We start from the raw sequence: 14,020 nt of genomic DNA on the forward strand, positions 1-14,020 counted from the left end.
CGCGCTCATTCGGCGGCCTTGTCCAGCGCCTGCAACTGGGCCGGCAGCGCATTGGCCCAGCCGGTGATGTCGCCGGCCCCCAGGCAGACCACCACGTCGCCGGCGCGGGCCTCCTCGGCGATCAGCCGCGGCAGCTCTGCGGGGCTCTCCAGCGCGATCGCGCGGCGGTGACCGTAGCGGCGCAGGCCCTCCACCAGGGCCTCGCGGTCGATGCCCGGGATCGGCGCCTCGCCCGCCGGATAGACCTCGGCCACGATCACCGCGTCGGCGTCGTTGAAGGCGTGGCAGAACTCGTCGAACAGGTCCCGCAGCCGGGTGAAGCGGTGCGGCTGGACCACCGCGATGACCCGGCCGTCGGTGACCGCGCGGGCGGCCTTCAGCACCGAGGCGATCTCCACCGGATGGTGGCCGTAGTCGTCGACGATGCGGACCCCGTGGGTCACCCCGGTCGTGGTGAAGCGGCGCTTCACGCCCTCGAAGCCGGCGAGCCCTCGGCGGATGTCATCCGGCGTCACGCCCAGCTCGCGCGCCACGGCGATCGCGGCCAGGGCGTTCAGCACGTTGTGGTGGACGGCCATGGGCAGGCGCAGGTCCGCGATCGTCGCCTCGCCGTCCTCGTGGGGCGCGATCACCGCATCGAACCGGGCGCCTTCCGGGCCCATGGCGACCTTCTCGGCGCGCACCTGCGCCTGCGGATTGACGCCGTAGGTCACCAGCCGGCGGTTCTCCACGCGGGCGGCCATCGCCTGCACTTCGGGGTGGTCCGTGCAGACGGCGGCGAAGCCGTAGAAGGGGATGTTCTCCACGAAGTCGCGAAACGCCCTCTTCACCGCCTCGAAGTCGCCGTAGTGGTCGAGGTGTTCGGGATCGATGTTGGTGACCACCGCCACCGTCGAGCGCAGCTTGAGGAAGGTGCCGTCGCTCTCGTCGGCCTCGACCACGATCCAGTCGCCCTGACCGACCTTGGCGTTGGCGCCGTAGGCGTTGATGATGCCGCCGTTGACCACCGTCGGATCGAGGCCGCCGGCGTCCAGCAGGGCGGCGATCATCGAGGTGGTGGTGGTCTTGCCGTGGGTGCCGCCGACCGCGATCGAGAACTGCAGGCGCATCAGTTCGGAGAGCATCTCGGCGCGCCTGACCAGCGGCAGCCGCCGCTCGCGCGCGGCGGCCATCTCCGGATTGTCCGGCTTGACGGCCGTCGAGTAGACCACCGCCGAGGCGCCGTCGACCTGGGCCGCCTGATGGCCGATGAAGACCTTGGCGCCGAGCTTCGAGAGCCGCTCGGTGTTGGCCGAGGCCTTGGCGTCCGAGCCCTGCACCTGATACCCGATGCGCAGCATGATCTCGGCGATGCCGCTCATGCCGATTCCGCCGATGCCGATGAAGTGCACGGGGCCGATCTCGAAGGGCACGGGGCGGCGCGTCATGCCCAGGTGCTAGCGCAACCGCGTTGCGAATTCACGCTAGCTTTTGGGCGCCACGGGGACGCAGGCCAGCCTGGCCGCGTGCAGCCGGCAGCGGACCGTCACCTTGTCGTCGAGGTCGTGGAACGCGCCCACCCAGTCGGCGCCGGCCCGGTCGAACACGAAGTAGCCGAACTCGCCGGTGGTGATGGCGTCGGCCTTGACGCCGTCGACGGGCAGCTCGAGCTGCAGCGGACGGTGCGGATCGCGCGGATCCTCGACGTCGCCGCCGGTGCCGACGATCAGCTCCGGCGGACGCGCCTCGCCGAAGTCCAGGCTGGTGAAGTTGTGCACGTGGCCGGCCAGCATCAGCGAGACGTGGCGCCAGGAGACGTCGGCGCCCGGGGTGGCGAACCACGCCTTGACGGCCTCGCGCACGTTCGCGTTGCCCCAGTCGCCGCCGAGCGAGAGGCCCTTGTGCGACAGGGCCCAGAGGGGGCGGTGGGTGACCAGCCAGGTGGGCTCGCGGCTGTCGAGCACCGGCAGGATGTTCTTGCTCGCCGCGGCTTCGGCCCCGGCGTCGGGCTTGTTGTCGTCGGCCTCGGCGTCGTCGAAGATCGCCAGCTGCACCCCGCCGATCGGCGCGAACCAGGTCTGCTCGGAGGTGGCGCAGGCGATGCCCTTCAGCGGCGGCAAGGGATCGATCAGCCGGAACCAGCCGGCGCCGCCGCGGGCGCAATCCTCGTGGTTTCCTCGCACGAACACCCAGGGCGCGGCGGCGAGCAGCGGCGCGGCCGGGTCGAACAGCTCGGCCTTCCAGGTCGGCCAGCGGTCGCCGTAGGGGCTGCCGGCGCAGGCCTCCATCGCCGGCGGGCACGGGGATTCGCGGTAGTAGTAGTCGCCGAGGTGGATCACCAGGTCGGGATGCTGGGCGGCCGCGAGCCGCGCCACTCTGGCGAACGGCCAGCCGGCGGTGGTGTCGTTGCAGTTCTGCACCAGCCCCTTGACGATCCGGCAGCCGCTGTCGCCGAAGATCACCAGCCGCATCGGCCGGGCGATCGGCGCCCTGAGTGCGGCGCCGGCCACTGCGATGCGCCGGGCGCGCCTGGGCAGGCGCGCCGCGCAGACCCGGTTCGCGAACGCCTCGTCAGGTCCGGCGCGGGTCTGCATGAGGATCGCCTTGCCGTCGACGCGCAGCCTTGGGCAGCGGGCGCCCTCGACGACCGCGCGCGCCTCGGCGCCCTTGGGCGTCAGCTCCACCCAGGCGACCGGAGCCGCACAGGCCGGGGCGGCCAGCGCGAGGCCGATCAGGACGATCATCCACTTCAGCATCGCGCGCCCCCCATCCCGAGAGGCGAGTCATAGCCGAGCTCAGGCTCGCTCCGCCACCACGGCGCGGCCGCGGGCCGTCTCCTCGACGACGTCGGCCAGGCGCTCCGCGGCGTCGGCGATTGCGACCGAACGGGCCGCCGCGGCCATGCGGGCGAGCCGCTTCGGGTTGCTGAGCAGCTTCTCCATCGCCGTGGCCAGGGAATCCACGGAGAGCTGCTGCTCGCGCGCAACCTCCGCGCCGCCGGCTTCCGCCAGGAGCCGCGCGTTCTGGCCCTGGTCGTCGTCGATGGCGATGGCCAGCGGCACCAGGATCGAGGGCTTGCCCGCCACCGCGAACTCGCACACCGAGCCCGCGCCCGAGCGGCCGATCACCAGGTGGGCGTCGCGCAGCCGGCTGGCGATGTCGCGGAAGAACGGGGCCACCTCGGCGTCGATCATGGCGTTGCGGTAGATGCGGCGCGCGGTGTCCATGGATTCCGGACGGGTCTGCTGCTGGATCACCAGACGGCGCTTCAGCTCCTCGGGCAGGGCCGCCACCGCCTCGGGCACCAGTTCGGAGAGCAGCCGCGCCCCCTGGCTGCCGCCGGTCACCAGCACGCGCACCGGTCCGCCGGGATCGGGGGGCGTGTAGGGATGCTTCGCCAGCGCCCGGATCGGCGGCCGCACGGGGTTGCCGACCACCACCGCCCGGCCCGCCACCTTGGGCGGCGCCTTGAGCAGCGTCGGGAAGGCGCAGGCCACCGTCGTGACGTGCGGCGCCAGCCTGCGGTTCGCCCGGCCCATGACCGCGTTCTGCTCGTGTATGACGGTGGGCCGCCTGTCCAGGATCGCGGCGACCAGGGCTGGCGCCGAGGGATAGCCGCCGAAGCCCACCACCACATTCGGCCCGATCTCGCGGTAGGCGCGGCGCGCCTGCATGGCCCCGCGGAACACGGAAAAGCCTGCGCGCAACATGCCCACCGGATCGCCGGGTCGGTAGGTCGCGGCCGAGAGCCCGATGCGCCGCTCGGCGGGGAAGTCGGAGGCCAGTCCCGCCACGCGCTCGTCGGAGGCCAGCACGACGCTCCAGCCGCGGGCGATCAGGGCCTCGGCGAGAGCCTGGGCGGGGAACAGGTGCCCTCCGGTCCCTCCCGCGGCGACGACGGCGAGCTTGCGCATGACCCGAGCCGCTTTAGGCGAACGCGCCGGCCTTGGCGAGGCCTTCCGAGGGAGCGTAGGCGCCGGGCCGCCTTCGGGTGAGCGCCAGCGCCATGCCGAGCGTCAGGCCCATGGCCAGCATCGAGGAGCCGCCATAGGAGATGAAGGGCAGCGTCATGCCCTTGGTCGGGATCATGTCGAGGTTCACCGCGATGTTGATGATGGTTTGCTGGCCGACCAGCACGAAGAGACCGGCGGCCGCGACCTGCTCGAAGGGGTCGGACAGCTTGAGCGAGCGGTAGAGGCCGCGGATCACCACGAAGGCGAAGAGGCTGATCAGGATCAGCGAGAAGATCAGGCCGTACTCCTCCGCGCCCACGGAATAGATGAAGTCGGTGTGCAGGTCGGGCACGTGGCGCTTCATGATCCCCTCGCCGGGCCCGCGGCCGAACAGGCCGCCCGCCGCCTGGGCCATGGCCGCGGCGTCGACCTGATGGGTGTCGGCGGTGTCGGGCGAGATGAACTTGTCGACCCGCGAATGCACGTGCGGCAGCAGGAAGTAGGTCGACGACAGGCCCGCGACGGCGACGCCGCCCAGCAGCATCACCCAGGAGAGCGGCACGCCGGCCATCCAGAAGGCGGCGCCGAAGGCGACGGTGATCAGCACCGTCTGGCCGACGTCGGGCTGGATCAGCAACAGGCCGATCGAGACGAAATAGAGACCGAAGGCGATGGAGACGCCGGGCACGCCGGCGCCCTTCTGGCCTTCGGAGAACATCCAGGCGACCAGGATGATCAGCGCCGGCTTCATGAATTCCGACGGCTGCAGCGAGAAGCCTCCGAACTCCAGCCAACGGGTGGCTCCCTTGGCGTTGTGGCCGAGGAACGGCAGGGCGACCATCACCGCGATCGCGGCGAGCCAGATGAAGAAGGCGGCGCGCCGGACGCCCTTCACCTCCAGCATGGAGGTCGAGATCAGGAGCATCGCCGCGCCGGCCGCGAAGACGCACTGGCGGACCGCGAAGTGGAACGGGTCGCCGACGTTCATCCGCGCGGCCGCCGCGGGGCTCGCGGCGAAGGCCAGCACCACCCCGGCGCCGATCAGGATCGCGAGCACGCCCAAGATCCAGCGATCGACCGTCCACCACCAGACGCCCCGAGGCGAGCGGTCCGAGCGCGGGAAGGCGTGGGCCTGGGAGGCGGGCGTCAAGCCGCGCCCCGCTGGGTGTTGGCGAGACGCTGGACGGCGGCGCGGAACGCCTCGCCCCGCTCCTCGAAGTCGGCGAACTGGTCGAACGAGGCGCAGGCCGGCGACAGCAGCACGATCGCGTCCTGGCCCGAGGCCGCCGCATCGGCGTAGGCCTGGGCCGTCGCCTGCTCGATGGTGCCCGACACCACGGCGGGCGCCTTGCCCTTCAGCACCTGCGCGAACGCCGGCGCAGCCTCGCCCACCAGGTAGGCCTTCTCGACGCGGCCGAAGAGGTCGGAGAGGCTGTCGATCCCCCCCGCCTTCGGCTGGCCGCCGGCGATCCAGTAGACCTTCGGATAACTCGCGAGGGCCTGCCGCGCGGCGTCGGCGTTGGTGGCCTTGCTGTCGTTGACGAACCGCACGCGGCCCAGCATGCCCACGGTCTCCATCCGGTGCGCGAGGCCGGGGAAGCTCAGCAGGTGGCCGGCGGCTTCCGCGGGCCCGATGCCCAGGCCCTTGGCCGCCGCGTAGGCCGCCGCCGCGTTCTGCCAGTTGTGACGGCCGGGCAGCGAACGGGCGCGCTTCAGGTCGGCGACCTCGGCGGCGCGCTCGCCGGTCGCGTCATAGAGCAGGCCGTCCAGCGCATAGACCCCCCGGCTCATCGCCTTGGAGGCCGAGATCGGCACGATGGTGCGCCGGTTGGCGGCGGTGATCTCGGTACAGATCTGCTGGCCCCACGGGTCGTCCACGCCGATCACCGCCGTGTCGCCCTTGCCCTGGTTCAGCAGGATCCGTCGCTTGGCGGCGACGTAGCCCTCCATGCCGCCGTGCCGCTCCAGGTGGTCGGGCGAGATGTTGAGCAGCACCGCCACGTCGGGATGCAGACTTGAGGTCAGGTCCAGCTGATAGGAGGAGAGCTCGAGCACATAAACCGCCCCGCCGTGCATGTCCTCCAGGCCCAGCACGCCATAGCCGATGTTGCCGCCGATGCGAACGTCGCGGCCGGCCTCGGCGCAGATGTGGCCGATCAGGGCGGTGGTGGTGGACTTCCCGTTGGTGCCGGTGATGGCGACGACCTTCGGGCGCTTGTGCTCCGGCGCGGCGTTGACGGTGCGGGCGAAGAGCTCGATGTCGCCGACGATCTCGACGCCCTCGGCGCGCGCCTTCTCCACCGTCCAGTGCGGCTCGGGATGGGTCAGCGGCACGCCCGGGGAGAGCATGACGGCGGCGAAGTCGCCCCAGTCGGCGCTCGCCAGGTCGACGACAGGCAGCCCCTCCGCCTCGGCCGCGGCGCGGGCGGCGGGGTTCTCGTCCCACAGCGCCACCTTCGCGCGGCCGGCGACGAGCGCGCGCGCCGCCGCCAGGCCGGTGCGGGCCAGGCCGAACACCGCCACCGTCGCCCCCTCGAAGCCGCGGACCGGGATCATGGCGCGAGCGATCCCTCCCTATCTCAGCTTCAGGGTGGCGAGACCCAGGAGGGCCAGCATCACCGAGACGATCCAGAAGCGGATCACGATGGTGGATTCCGACCAGCCGAGGCGCTCGAAGTGGTGGTGTACGGGCGCCATGCGGAACACCCGCCGGCCGGTCATCTTGAACGAGGCGACCTGGATCACGACCGACAGGGTCTCGGCCACGAACAGGCCGCCCACGATGGCCAGCACGATCTCGTGCTTGGTGGCCACGGCCACGGCGCCCAGCGCGCCGCCCAGCGACAGCGAGCCGGTGTCGCCCATGAATATCCTGGCGGGCGGGGCGTTGTACCAGAGGAAGCCGAGGCCGGCGCCGATGATCGCGCCGCAGAACACCGACAGCTCGCCCACGCCGGGCACGAAGTGGAGCTGCAGGTAGTTGGCGAAAACGAAGTTGCCGACCAGGTAGGCGACGAAGCCGAACGCCGCCGCGGCGATCATCACCGGCACCGTGGCGAGGCCGTCCAGGCCATCGGTGAAGTTCACCGCATTAGCCCCGCCGACCACCACGAAGGCGGCGAAGACGATGTAGAACCAGCCGAGGTTCAGGAGCAGCTCCTTGAACACCGGAAAGGCGAGCGAGGTCGCCAGGTGCGCCGATCCGGGCTCCGGCGAGGGCTGGCCGAGGCGGATCATCATCAGCACCGCCACGCCGCCGACCAGGGCTTCCAGAAGCAGGCGCAGACGCCCGGAGACCCCTTCCGTGCTCTGCCGGGTGACCTTGGCGTAGTCGTCGAGGAAGCCCAGCACGCCGTAACCGGCGGTGACCAGAATCACGGCCCAGACGTAGACGTTGGAGAGGTCGCTCCAGAGCAGGGTCCCGACCAGCAGGCCCGCCAGAATCATCAGGCCGCCCATGGTGGGCGTGCCGGCCTTCTCCACGATGTGGCGCTCGATGCCATCGCTGCGGATCGGCTGGCCGCGGCCCTGCTTGGCCTGCATCCAGCGGATGAAACGCGACCCCATGGCCACCACGACCACCAGCGCCGTCAGCAGGGCCAGGAAGGTGCGGAAGGTCTCGTAGCGGAGCAGGCGGAACGCGGTCGTGTGGCCGAAGGCGCCGACGTGCTGATAGAGCCAATAGAACATCAGCCGCCCTCCCCCGCGCCGCGTGCGGCCAGAGCCTGGGCGATCAGCCCCGCCTTGGATCCGTTCGAGCCCTTGACCATCACCAGATCGCCGGGCTCTGCGGCCCGGGCGACCAGCGGCGCCAGCTCCGCCGCGGATTCGGCGTACCCGCCTCGCCGAGTCGACGGAAGGGCGTCGTAGAGCGACTTCATGAGCGGTCCGGCGCAGAACACGAGGTCCACCGCGGCGGCCTCGAGGGGCTCGGCGAGAGCGGCGTGGAAGCGGGGTCCGTCGGCGCCCAGCTCCAGCATGTCCGTAAGCGCGACGATCCGCCGCCCCGAGGCCGGCCGCGCACCGAGGCTGGCGATCGCCGAGGCCATGGAGATCGGGTTGGCGTTGTAGCTCTCGTCGATCAGCGCGAAGCTGCCGCCGGGCAGGCGGACGGTGGTCTCGGCGCCGCGGCCCTCCAGCGGCTCGAACGAGCCCAGAGCCGCCAGGCTGTCGTCGAGGTCGACGCCGAGCGCCTCCAGCATCAGCAGCACGGCCATGGCGTTCGGGCCCCAGTGCTGGCCGGTCTGCAGGATGGGGAAGTCGAGGCCTTTGCCGTGGAAGCGGGCCTGGACGACGGCGTGGCCCTCGGCCGGCTGGAAGTCGATCAGGCGCGCGTCGCACTCGTCGCGGTGGCCGAAGGTGCGCACCTCCGCGCCGAACCGCTCGGCCTCGCCCCTCAGGAGGTCGAACCAGCGGTTGTCAGCGTTGAGCACGGCGATCCCACCGGGCTCGATCCCCTCGAAGATCTCGGCCTTGGCGCGGGCGACACCGGTCTCGCCGTCGGCGAAGTTCTCGGTGTGCACCGGCCCGACGGTGGTCACCGCGACGGCGTGCGGCCGCACCATGCGGCTGAGCGGCCGGATCTCCTCGGCGTGGTTCATGCCGATCTCGAACACCGCCCGCTCGGTTTCGCGCGGCATGCGCGCCAGCGTGAGCGGGACGCCGATGTGGTTGTTGTAGCTCTTCACCGAGGCGTGCCAGCGGCCGGCGAGCTTCAGCCCGGCCGCGACGGCCTGGGTCACCGAAGTCTTGCCCACCGAGCCGGTGACGGCTCCGCGGCGGACCTGGGGCGCGCGTTCGCGGGCGGCCGCGCCCAGCTTCTCCAGGGCGGCCAAGGCGTCGTCCACCATCACCGCCGGGCCGAACACCTGACGCGAGGCGATGACCCCCGCCGCGCCCTTCTCGAAGGCGGCCTGCACGAACTCGTGGCCGTCGCGCACGCCGCCCAGCGCCACGAACAGGTCGCCGGGCGCGAGCGTGCGGGTGTCGATCGAGACGCCGGTCGCGGCGAAGGCCTTGCCGGCCAGCTTGCCGCCGGTCGCCGCCACGATCTCCTGCGCGGTCCAGAGCGGCTCAGCCATGCACCAGCTCCAGGGCTGCGCGGGTCTCGACCACGTCGTCGAACGCATGGACGATCTCGCCCACCTTCTGGCCCTGCTCGTGGCCCTTGCCGGCCACCACCAGGACGTCGCCGTCGTGCAGCAGCGCCGCGCCGGCGCGGATCGCCTCGCGCCGATCGCCGATCTCCTTCGCCCCCTCGGCGCCGGCGAGCACCTCGGCGCGGATCGCCGCCGGGTCTTCGCTGCGCGGATTGTCGTCGGTGACGATGGCCACGTCGGCCAGGCGCGAGGCGATCTCGCCCATCATCGGCCGCTTGCCGCGGTCGCGGTCGCCGCCGGCCCCGAACACCACGATCAGCTTGCCGCGCACATGCGGCCGCAGCGCCGCGAGCACGGTCTCCAGGCCGTCGGGCGTGTGCGCATAGTCGACATAGGCCTCGCCGCCCCGCGGCCCAGCGCCGACGCGCTGCAGCCGCCCGGCCGCGCCCCGCAGCGCCTCGAGGCCCGCCAGCAGGTCGTCGACCTGCACGCCCGCCGCCAGGCAGAGGCCCGAGGCCACCAGGGCGTTGGAGGCCTGGAACGCGCCCGCGAGCGGCAGATTGACCGTGCAGGCCAGGCCGTGGACATCGAGCCTCAGCCGCTGGCCTTCGGGCAGCAGGCTGCGCTCCATCAGCCGGATGGCCTGCCCGTTCTCTCCGACCGAGACGACGCTCTGGCCGGCGCAGACCGCGGAGGCCGCAAACGCCGGGAAGGCGTCGCTATCGGCGTTCAGCACCGCCGTCCCGCCGCGCGGCAGCAGGGTTTCGAACAGGCGGAGCTTGGCGGCCCGATAGGCCTCCATCGTGCCGTGGTAGTCGAGGTGGTCCTGGGTGAGGTTGAGGAAGCCGGCGGCCTTGAGCCTGACGCCGTCCAGCCGGCGCTGGTCGACGCCGTGCGAGGAGGCCTCCATGGCGAAGTGCGTCACCCCCATCTGAGCGATGGCCGCCAGGAGCTCGGCGACGTCGCCGGCGTCCGGCGTGGTGAGGCCTGCGGGCGTGAGCTGCTCATCGGGTCCGTCCGGGCGCGTGACGGTGAGGCCCAGCGTGCCCATGCTGGCCGCGGTGAAGCCCGCGCGGGCGAAGATCTGGCGGCAGAAATTGGCCACCGAGGTCTTGCCGTTGGTGCCGGTGACCGCGACGCAGGCGCCCGGTTGCGCGCCCCAGAAGTTCGCCGCCGCCTGGGCGTAGGCGCGACGCGGATCGGGGCTGACGATCACCGGGACCGAAACGCCTTCCACCTCGCCGCCGGCCAGGATCGCCGCGGCGCCGGCCGCCACCGCCCTGCCCGCGAAGGCGCGGCCGTCGGTCTGGGTCCCCGGCATGGCGGCGAACAGGAAGCCGGGCTTCACCTTGCGGCTGTCGGCGGTCACGCCGGCGATCGCGGGGTCCTGGGCGACCTCGCGACGGACGATCTCGGAGAGTTTGCGGGCCGGCGGGCTCATTGCTCCTCTCCGACTTCCTCGGCCGCGGGCGGACCGGGCTCGAAGGGGATCAGCTCGGGGCGGCGGCCGACGCCCAGGAACGGCGCGATGCGCTCGATCACGCGGCCCACGGCCGGCGCCGCGACGATGCCGCCGGTGGGGTCGGCGCCGGTCCGATCGGGATGCGGCTCGTCCAGCAGGATGAACACCAGGTAGCGCGGCGCGCTGGTCGGCCCGTCGGTGGGGAAGGCCGCGGCGAAGGAGGAGACCTGCTTGGTGTGGCTGTATCTGCGGAGCGCCGGGTCGTATTTGTCGCCGGTGCCGGTTTTGCCGCCGACGTTGAGGCCCGGCACCTCCGCCGACTTGCCCGAGCCGCCGGTCACGTTGGCGCGCATCAACTGCAGGACCTCCAGGCTGGTCTTGTCGGAGACCACCCTGGGACCGGCGACGCGGGCCCCGGGTTCCAGCTTCCGGATGGTCAGCGGCAAGAGGTAGCCGCCGTTCAGCAGCGCCCCATAGGCGCGGACCAGCGCCAGCGGGGAGACGTCGATGCCGTGGCCGAAGGAGGTCGAGGCGATGGCGTCCTCGTTCCAGACCTTGGGCGTCAGCGGCCGGGCGGATTCCAGCAGCTCCACCTTGGCCGGCCGGGTGAGGCCCAGCGCATCGAAGTAGCGGCTCATCCGCTCCGGCCCGACCGCCACGGCGAGCTTGGCCGTGCCGATGTTGGACGAGTGCTGGAACACCTCGACCATGGTCAGGATCTTGTGGGTGGCGTGGTAGTCGGTGATGGTCCGGTAGCCGAGATGGAGCGGCTGGGTGGCGTCGAACGTCGATTGCGGCGTGGCCACCCCGGTGTCGAGCCCGATGGCCATGGTGAAGGCCTTGAACACCGAGCCCATCTCGAACACCGAGGAGGCGGCGCGGTCGAGGCGCGCGTCGGGGCTCGCCTCCCCCGCCCGGTTCGGATCGAACGACGGCCAGCTCGCCAGGCCCAGGATCTCGCCGGTGTGGACGTCGGTGACGATCCCGACCGCGCCCTTGGGCTGGAACTGGGCGGCGGTCTTGCCGAGCTCGTCCTCCAGCGCCGCCTGGATGCGCAGGTCGATCGACAGCGGCACGGCCGCGCCGCTCGCGGCCGCCGTGCGGGCATCTTCATTGAACGCCAGCTCCGCGCCGGCCAGCCCCTCGCCGCCGGAATCGGTGAAGCCGATCAGGTGGGCCGCCGTCTCGCCCAGCGGATAGACCCGCTTCTCCTCGGGCTCGAAGGAGACGCCGGGCAGGCCGAGGTCGTTGATCCGGCCGCGCGCATCGGGCGTCAGCCCGCCCGTCAGGAAGGTGCGGCGGTTGGCCCTGAGCGCGCGCTCCAGCCGCTCGGGCGGCAGGTCCGGCAGCGCGGCCGACAGCGCGCGGCGCGTCTCGGCGAGCTCCCAGATCTCGCGCGGGTCCACGTAGAGGCCGTAGTGCAGCAGGTCGACGGCCAGCAGCCGGCCGTTGCGATCCACGAGGTCGGCCCGGGCGCCGCCGGCCGCCACGGCCAGAGGGTCGCTCCTGCCGGCCTCGGAGAACAGCGCCGCCCGGGTCGCGCCGATGGCGAGCGCAACGAAGCAGAGCGCGAAGAACACCAGCACGACGAAGATCCGGATGCGGGCGTCGTCCTCGGCCTTGCCGGACGCCCGCGCCCGCTCGAAGGCGTGCTCCAGTCCCCACAGCCAGCGGGCCAGGGCGCGCGAGACAGGGGAGCCGCCGAACGCCTGTTGCCCCAGGCTCATCGCGTCCGCTCCACGGCGGCCCGGTCGGGCGACGGCCTCGGCGCGGCCGGCGCGGGGTCGAGCGCAATGGCCGGCAGGGCGTCGACCGTGGCCTCGTGCTTGATCGGGACCGGCGCCAGGCCGAGGTAGGTTTCCGAGAGGCGTTCGATGCGCGCCGGCTCCTCCAGGTGCGAGACCTCCGCCTGCAGCAGGCGGATGCGCTGCTTCTCGCCCTCGATCTGGCGATCGGCGGCGGCGATCTCGGCGCGCTCGCGCCCGGCGATGGTCTTGGCCAGGTAGACGCCGACGATCAGCAGCACGAGGACGCCCAGCGCCACCACGTCGAACAGCCGGAACCCCCGCACCCGGCGCGCCAGCAGGCTCATGCCGCCGCCCTCCAGACCGGCGCGGCCGTGCGGACGGCGGCGCGAAGCTTGGCCGAGCGGGCGCGAGGGTTGGCCGACAGCTCCGCCTGAGAGGGTCCCCGGGCGCCGCCCCACAGCAAGCGGAAGCTCGGCTGAGCCTGCGCGGGCTTGGGCGGCGCATGCCGCGAGCCCGAAGGCGTCCGCCCCGCCCGAACGGCTAGGAAGGTCTTGACGATCCTGTCTTCGAGCGAGTGGAACGTGACCACGCAGAGCCGTCCCTCGGACTTCAGCGCCCGTTCGGCGGCGGCGAGGCCCGCCTCCAGCTCCGCGAGCTCCTCGTTGACGGCGATCCTGAGGCCCTGGAAGGCGCGCGTCGCCGGATGCACCTTGGCGCCCCTGCGGCCGCCCAGCGCCCTTTCGACCACCTCGGCCAGGTCCAGGGTCCGGGCGAACGGCGCGAGCGCGCGCCGGCGGGCGATCGCCGCGGCGATGCGCCGGCTCTGCCGCTCCTCGCCGTAGACGAAGAAGATGCGCGCCAGCTCCTCTTGCGCGGCGGTGTTCACCAGGTCCGCGGCCGTGGGGCCCTCGCGGCCCATGCGCATGTCGAGCGGCCCGTCGCGCAGGAAGGAGAAGCCGCGCTCCGCCTCGTCGAGCTGCATGGAGGAGACGCCGAGGTCGAGCGCCACGCCGTCGACGGCGCCGTCTCCGGCCTCGTCCGCCATCTCGGAGAACCGCGCCTCGATCAGCCGGAAGCGGTCCGGCGCGAGCCCCTCGGCGAAGCGGCGCGCGCCCGGGTCGCGGTCGAAGGCGATGACCCTGGCGCCGGCGTCCAGAAAGGCGCGCGCATAGCCGCCCGCGCCGAAGGTGCCGTCGATCACCGTCTTGCCGGGCGCAGGCTGCAGCGCGTCGAGGACCTCGGGGAGCATCACCGGCGTGTGCGGCGCGGCCGTCACGAGGCGGCTCCGAGGCGATGGGCGCGCTGCTGGGCGCGCAGCTGCGCCAGACCCTCGCGGGCGAGCTCGCGCTGCGCTGCGCGATGCGCCTGGAAGGCTTCGCGGCCCCAGATCTGGAAGCGATCGCCGAGCCCGACCACCACGACCCAGTCGGTCAGGCCGAACATCTCGCACAGCGTCTCGGGCAGGGTGATGCGGCCGGCGACGTCGAAGCCGAGCCTGGCCATGCCGCCGAGCACGGAGGTCTCCAGCGCAGTGCGCAGCGGATCGCCGAACTCCAGCTCCTCGATCACCCCGAGGTAGCGGTCGAACAGCGGCTTGCCGCCGCCCTCGATGCAGTCGGCCTCGATGGAGGGAAAGCAGAAGACGCCCTCGAACGGGCCGGCGGCGAGCGCGCGGAATTCCTGCGGCACGACGATGCGCCGCTTGGCGTCCAGCTGCTTCTCGAAGGTCGAGAGGAACATCTCGCCCAGCCCCACAAACCGGTCGGGATATCCGGCCGC

Annotated in this window: 12 protein-coding genes; all 12 read right to left on the reverse strand. The window is 72.3% G+C overall.

Going from position 1 to position 14,020, the window contains the following annotated elements:
- Window positions 1-5: 5 nt before the first annotated feature.
- Genes murC through VLI41_RS05870 form a run of 12 tightly spaced genes read right to left on the reverse strand, consistent with a single transcriptional unit; the run spans window position 6 to window position 13,981 of the window.
- On the reverse strand, window positions 6-1,427 hold the full coding sequence (gene murC / locus VLI41_RS05815; protein ID WP_414692530.1) for a UDP-N-acetylmuramate--L-alanine ligase: 1,422 nt from the start codon (window positions 1,425-1,427) through the stop codon (window positions 6-8).
- Between the two features lie 36 nt (window positions 1,428-1,463).
- Entirely contained in the window at window positions 1,464-2,735 is a 1,272-nt protein-coding gene (locus VLI41_RS05820; RefSeq protein WP_325267116.1) for a metallophosphoesterase, read from the reverse strand.
- A 39-nt stretch (window positions 2,736-2,774) separates the two neighbouring features.
- Window positions 2,775-3,893: an undecaprenyldiphospho-muramoylpentapeptide beta-N-acetylglucosaminyltransferase gene (murG, locus tag VLI41_RS05825; protein ID WP_325267117.1), complete on the reverse strand. Its 1,119-nt coding sequence runs from the start codon at window positions 3,891-3,893 to the stop codon at window positions 2,775-2,777.
- 13 nt (window positions 3,894-3,906) lie between these two features.
- Entirely contained in the window at window positions 3,907-5,082 is a 1,176-nt protein-coding gene (gene ftsW, locus VLI41_RS05830) for a putative lipid II flippase FtsW (protein WP_325267118.1), read from the reverse strand.
- Window positions 5,079-6,488, reverse strand: coding sequence for a UDP-N-acetylmuramoyl-L-alanine--D-glutamate ligase (gene murD / locus VLI41_RS05835; RefSeq protein WP_325267119.1), 1,410 nt, complete (start codon window positions 6,486-6,488; stop codon window positions 5,079-5,081). The genes ftsW and murD overlap by 4 nt, the downstream gene beginning before the upstream one ends.
- 18 nt (window positions 6,489-6,506) lie before the next feature.
- Complete coding sequence (gene mraY, locus VLI41_RS05840) at window positions 6,507-7,622, reverse strand: phospho-N-acetylmuramoyl-pentapeptide-transferase (protein ID WP_325267120.1); 1,116 nt, start codon at window positions 7,620-7,622, stop codon at window positions 6,507-6,509.
- The gene (locus VLI41_RS05845; RefSeq protein WP_325267121.1) at window positions 7,622-9,013 is read right to left on the reverse strand and encodes a UDP-N-acetylmuramoyl-tripeptide--D-alanyl-D-alanine ligase; all 1,392 of its coding nucleotides are present in this window, start codon (window positions 9,011-9,013) and stop codon (window positions 7,622-7,624) included. The genes mraY and VLI41_RS05845 overlap by 1 nt, the downstream gene beginning before the upstream one ends.
- Complete coding sequence (locus VLI41_RS05850) at window positions 9,006-10,472, reverse strand: UDP-N-acetylmuramoyl-L-alanyl-D-glutamate--2,6-diaminopimelate ligase (protein ID WP_325267122.1); 1,467 nt, start codon at window positions 10,470-10,472, stop codon at window positions 9,006-9,008. Before VLI41_RS05850 ends, VLI41_RS05845 begins: the two co-directional genes overlap by 8 nt.
- Complete coding sequence (locus VLI41_RS05855; RefSeq protein ID WP_325267123.1) at window positions 10,469-12,220, reverse strand: penicillin-binding protein 2; 1,752 nt, start codon at window positions 12,218-12,220, stop codon at window positions 10,469-10,471. Before VLI41_RS05855 ends, VLI41_RS05850 begins: the two co-directional genes overlap by 4 nt.
- Complete coding sequence (ftsL, locus tag VLI41_RS05860; RefSeq protein ID WP_325267124.1) at window positions 12,217-12,585, reverse strand: cell division protein FtsL; 369 nt, start codon at window positions 12,583-12,585, stop codon at window positions 12,217-12,219. Before ftsL ends, VLI41_RS05855 begins: the two co-directional genes overlap by 4 nt.
- A complete protein-coding gene (gene rsmH, locus VLI41_RS05865; protein WP_325267125.1) occupies window positions 12,582-13,517 on the reverse strand; it encodes a 16S rRNA (cytosine(1402)-N(4))-methyltransferase RsmH in 936 nt (311 codons plus the stop codon). Before rsmH ends, ftsL begins: the two co-directional genes overlap by 4 nt.
- Window positions 13,514-13,981: a division/cell wall cluster transcriptional repressor MraZ gene (locus VLI41_RS05870; RefSeq protein WP_325267126.1), complete on the reverse strand. Its 468-nt coding sequence runs from the start codon at window positions 13,979-13,981 to the stop codon at window positions 13,514-13,516. The genes rsmH and VLI41_RS05870 overlap by 4 nt, the downstream gene beginning before the upstream one ends.
- Window positions 13,982-14,020 lie beyond the last annotated feature (39 nt).

The organism is Phenylobacterium sp., from assembly GCF_035475775.1.
Classification (GTDB): Bacteria; Pseudomonadota; Alphaproteobacteria; order Caulobacterales; family Caulobacteraceae; genus Phenylobacterium.

Bases quoted from the DNA above. Each gene is read 5' to 3' on its own strand.
- murC (WP_414692530.1), bottom strand. From the start codon at position 1,427: ATGACGCGCCGCCCCGTGCCCTTCGAGATCGGCCCCGTGCACTTCATC.
- VLI41_RS05820 (WP_325267116.1), bottom strand. From the start codon at position 2,735: ATGCTGAAGTGGATGATCGTCCTGATCGGCCTCGCGCTGGCCGCCCCG.
- murG (WP_325267117.1), bottom strand. From the start codon at position 3,893: ATGCGCAAGCTCGCCGTCGTCGCCGCGGGAGGGACCGGAGGGCACCTG.
- murD (WP_325267119.1), bottom strand. From the start codon at position 6,488: ATGATCCCGGTCCGCGGCTTCGAGGGGGCGACGGTGGCGGTGTTCGGC.
- mraY (WP_325267120.1), bottom strand. From the start codon at position 7,622: ATGTTCTATTGGCTCTATCAGCACGTCGGCGCCTTCGGCCACACGACC.
- VLI41_RS05845 (WP_325267121.1), bottom strand. From the start codon at position 9,013: ATGGCTGAGCCGCTCTGGACCGCGCAGGAGATCGTGGCGGCGACCGGC.
- VLI41_RS05850 (WP_325267122.1), bottom strand. From the start codon at position 10,472: ATGAGCCCGCCGGCCCGCAAACTCTCCGAGATCGTCCGTCGCGAGGTC.
- VLI41_RS05855 (WP_325267123.1), bottom strand. From the start codon at position 12,220: ATGAGCCTGGGGCAACAGGCGTTCGGCGGCTCCCCTGTCTCGCGCGCC.
- ftsL (WP_325267124.1), bottom strand. From the start codon at position 12,585: ATGAGCCTGCTGGCGCGCCGGGTGCGGGGGTTCCGGCTGTTCGACGTG.
- VLI41_RS05870 (WP_325267126.1), bottom strand. From the start codon at position 13,981: ATGTTCCTCTCGACCTTCGAGAAGCAGCTGGACGCCAAGCGGCGCATC.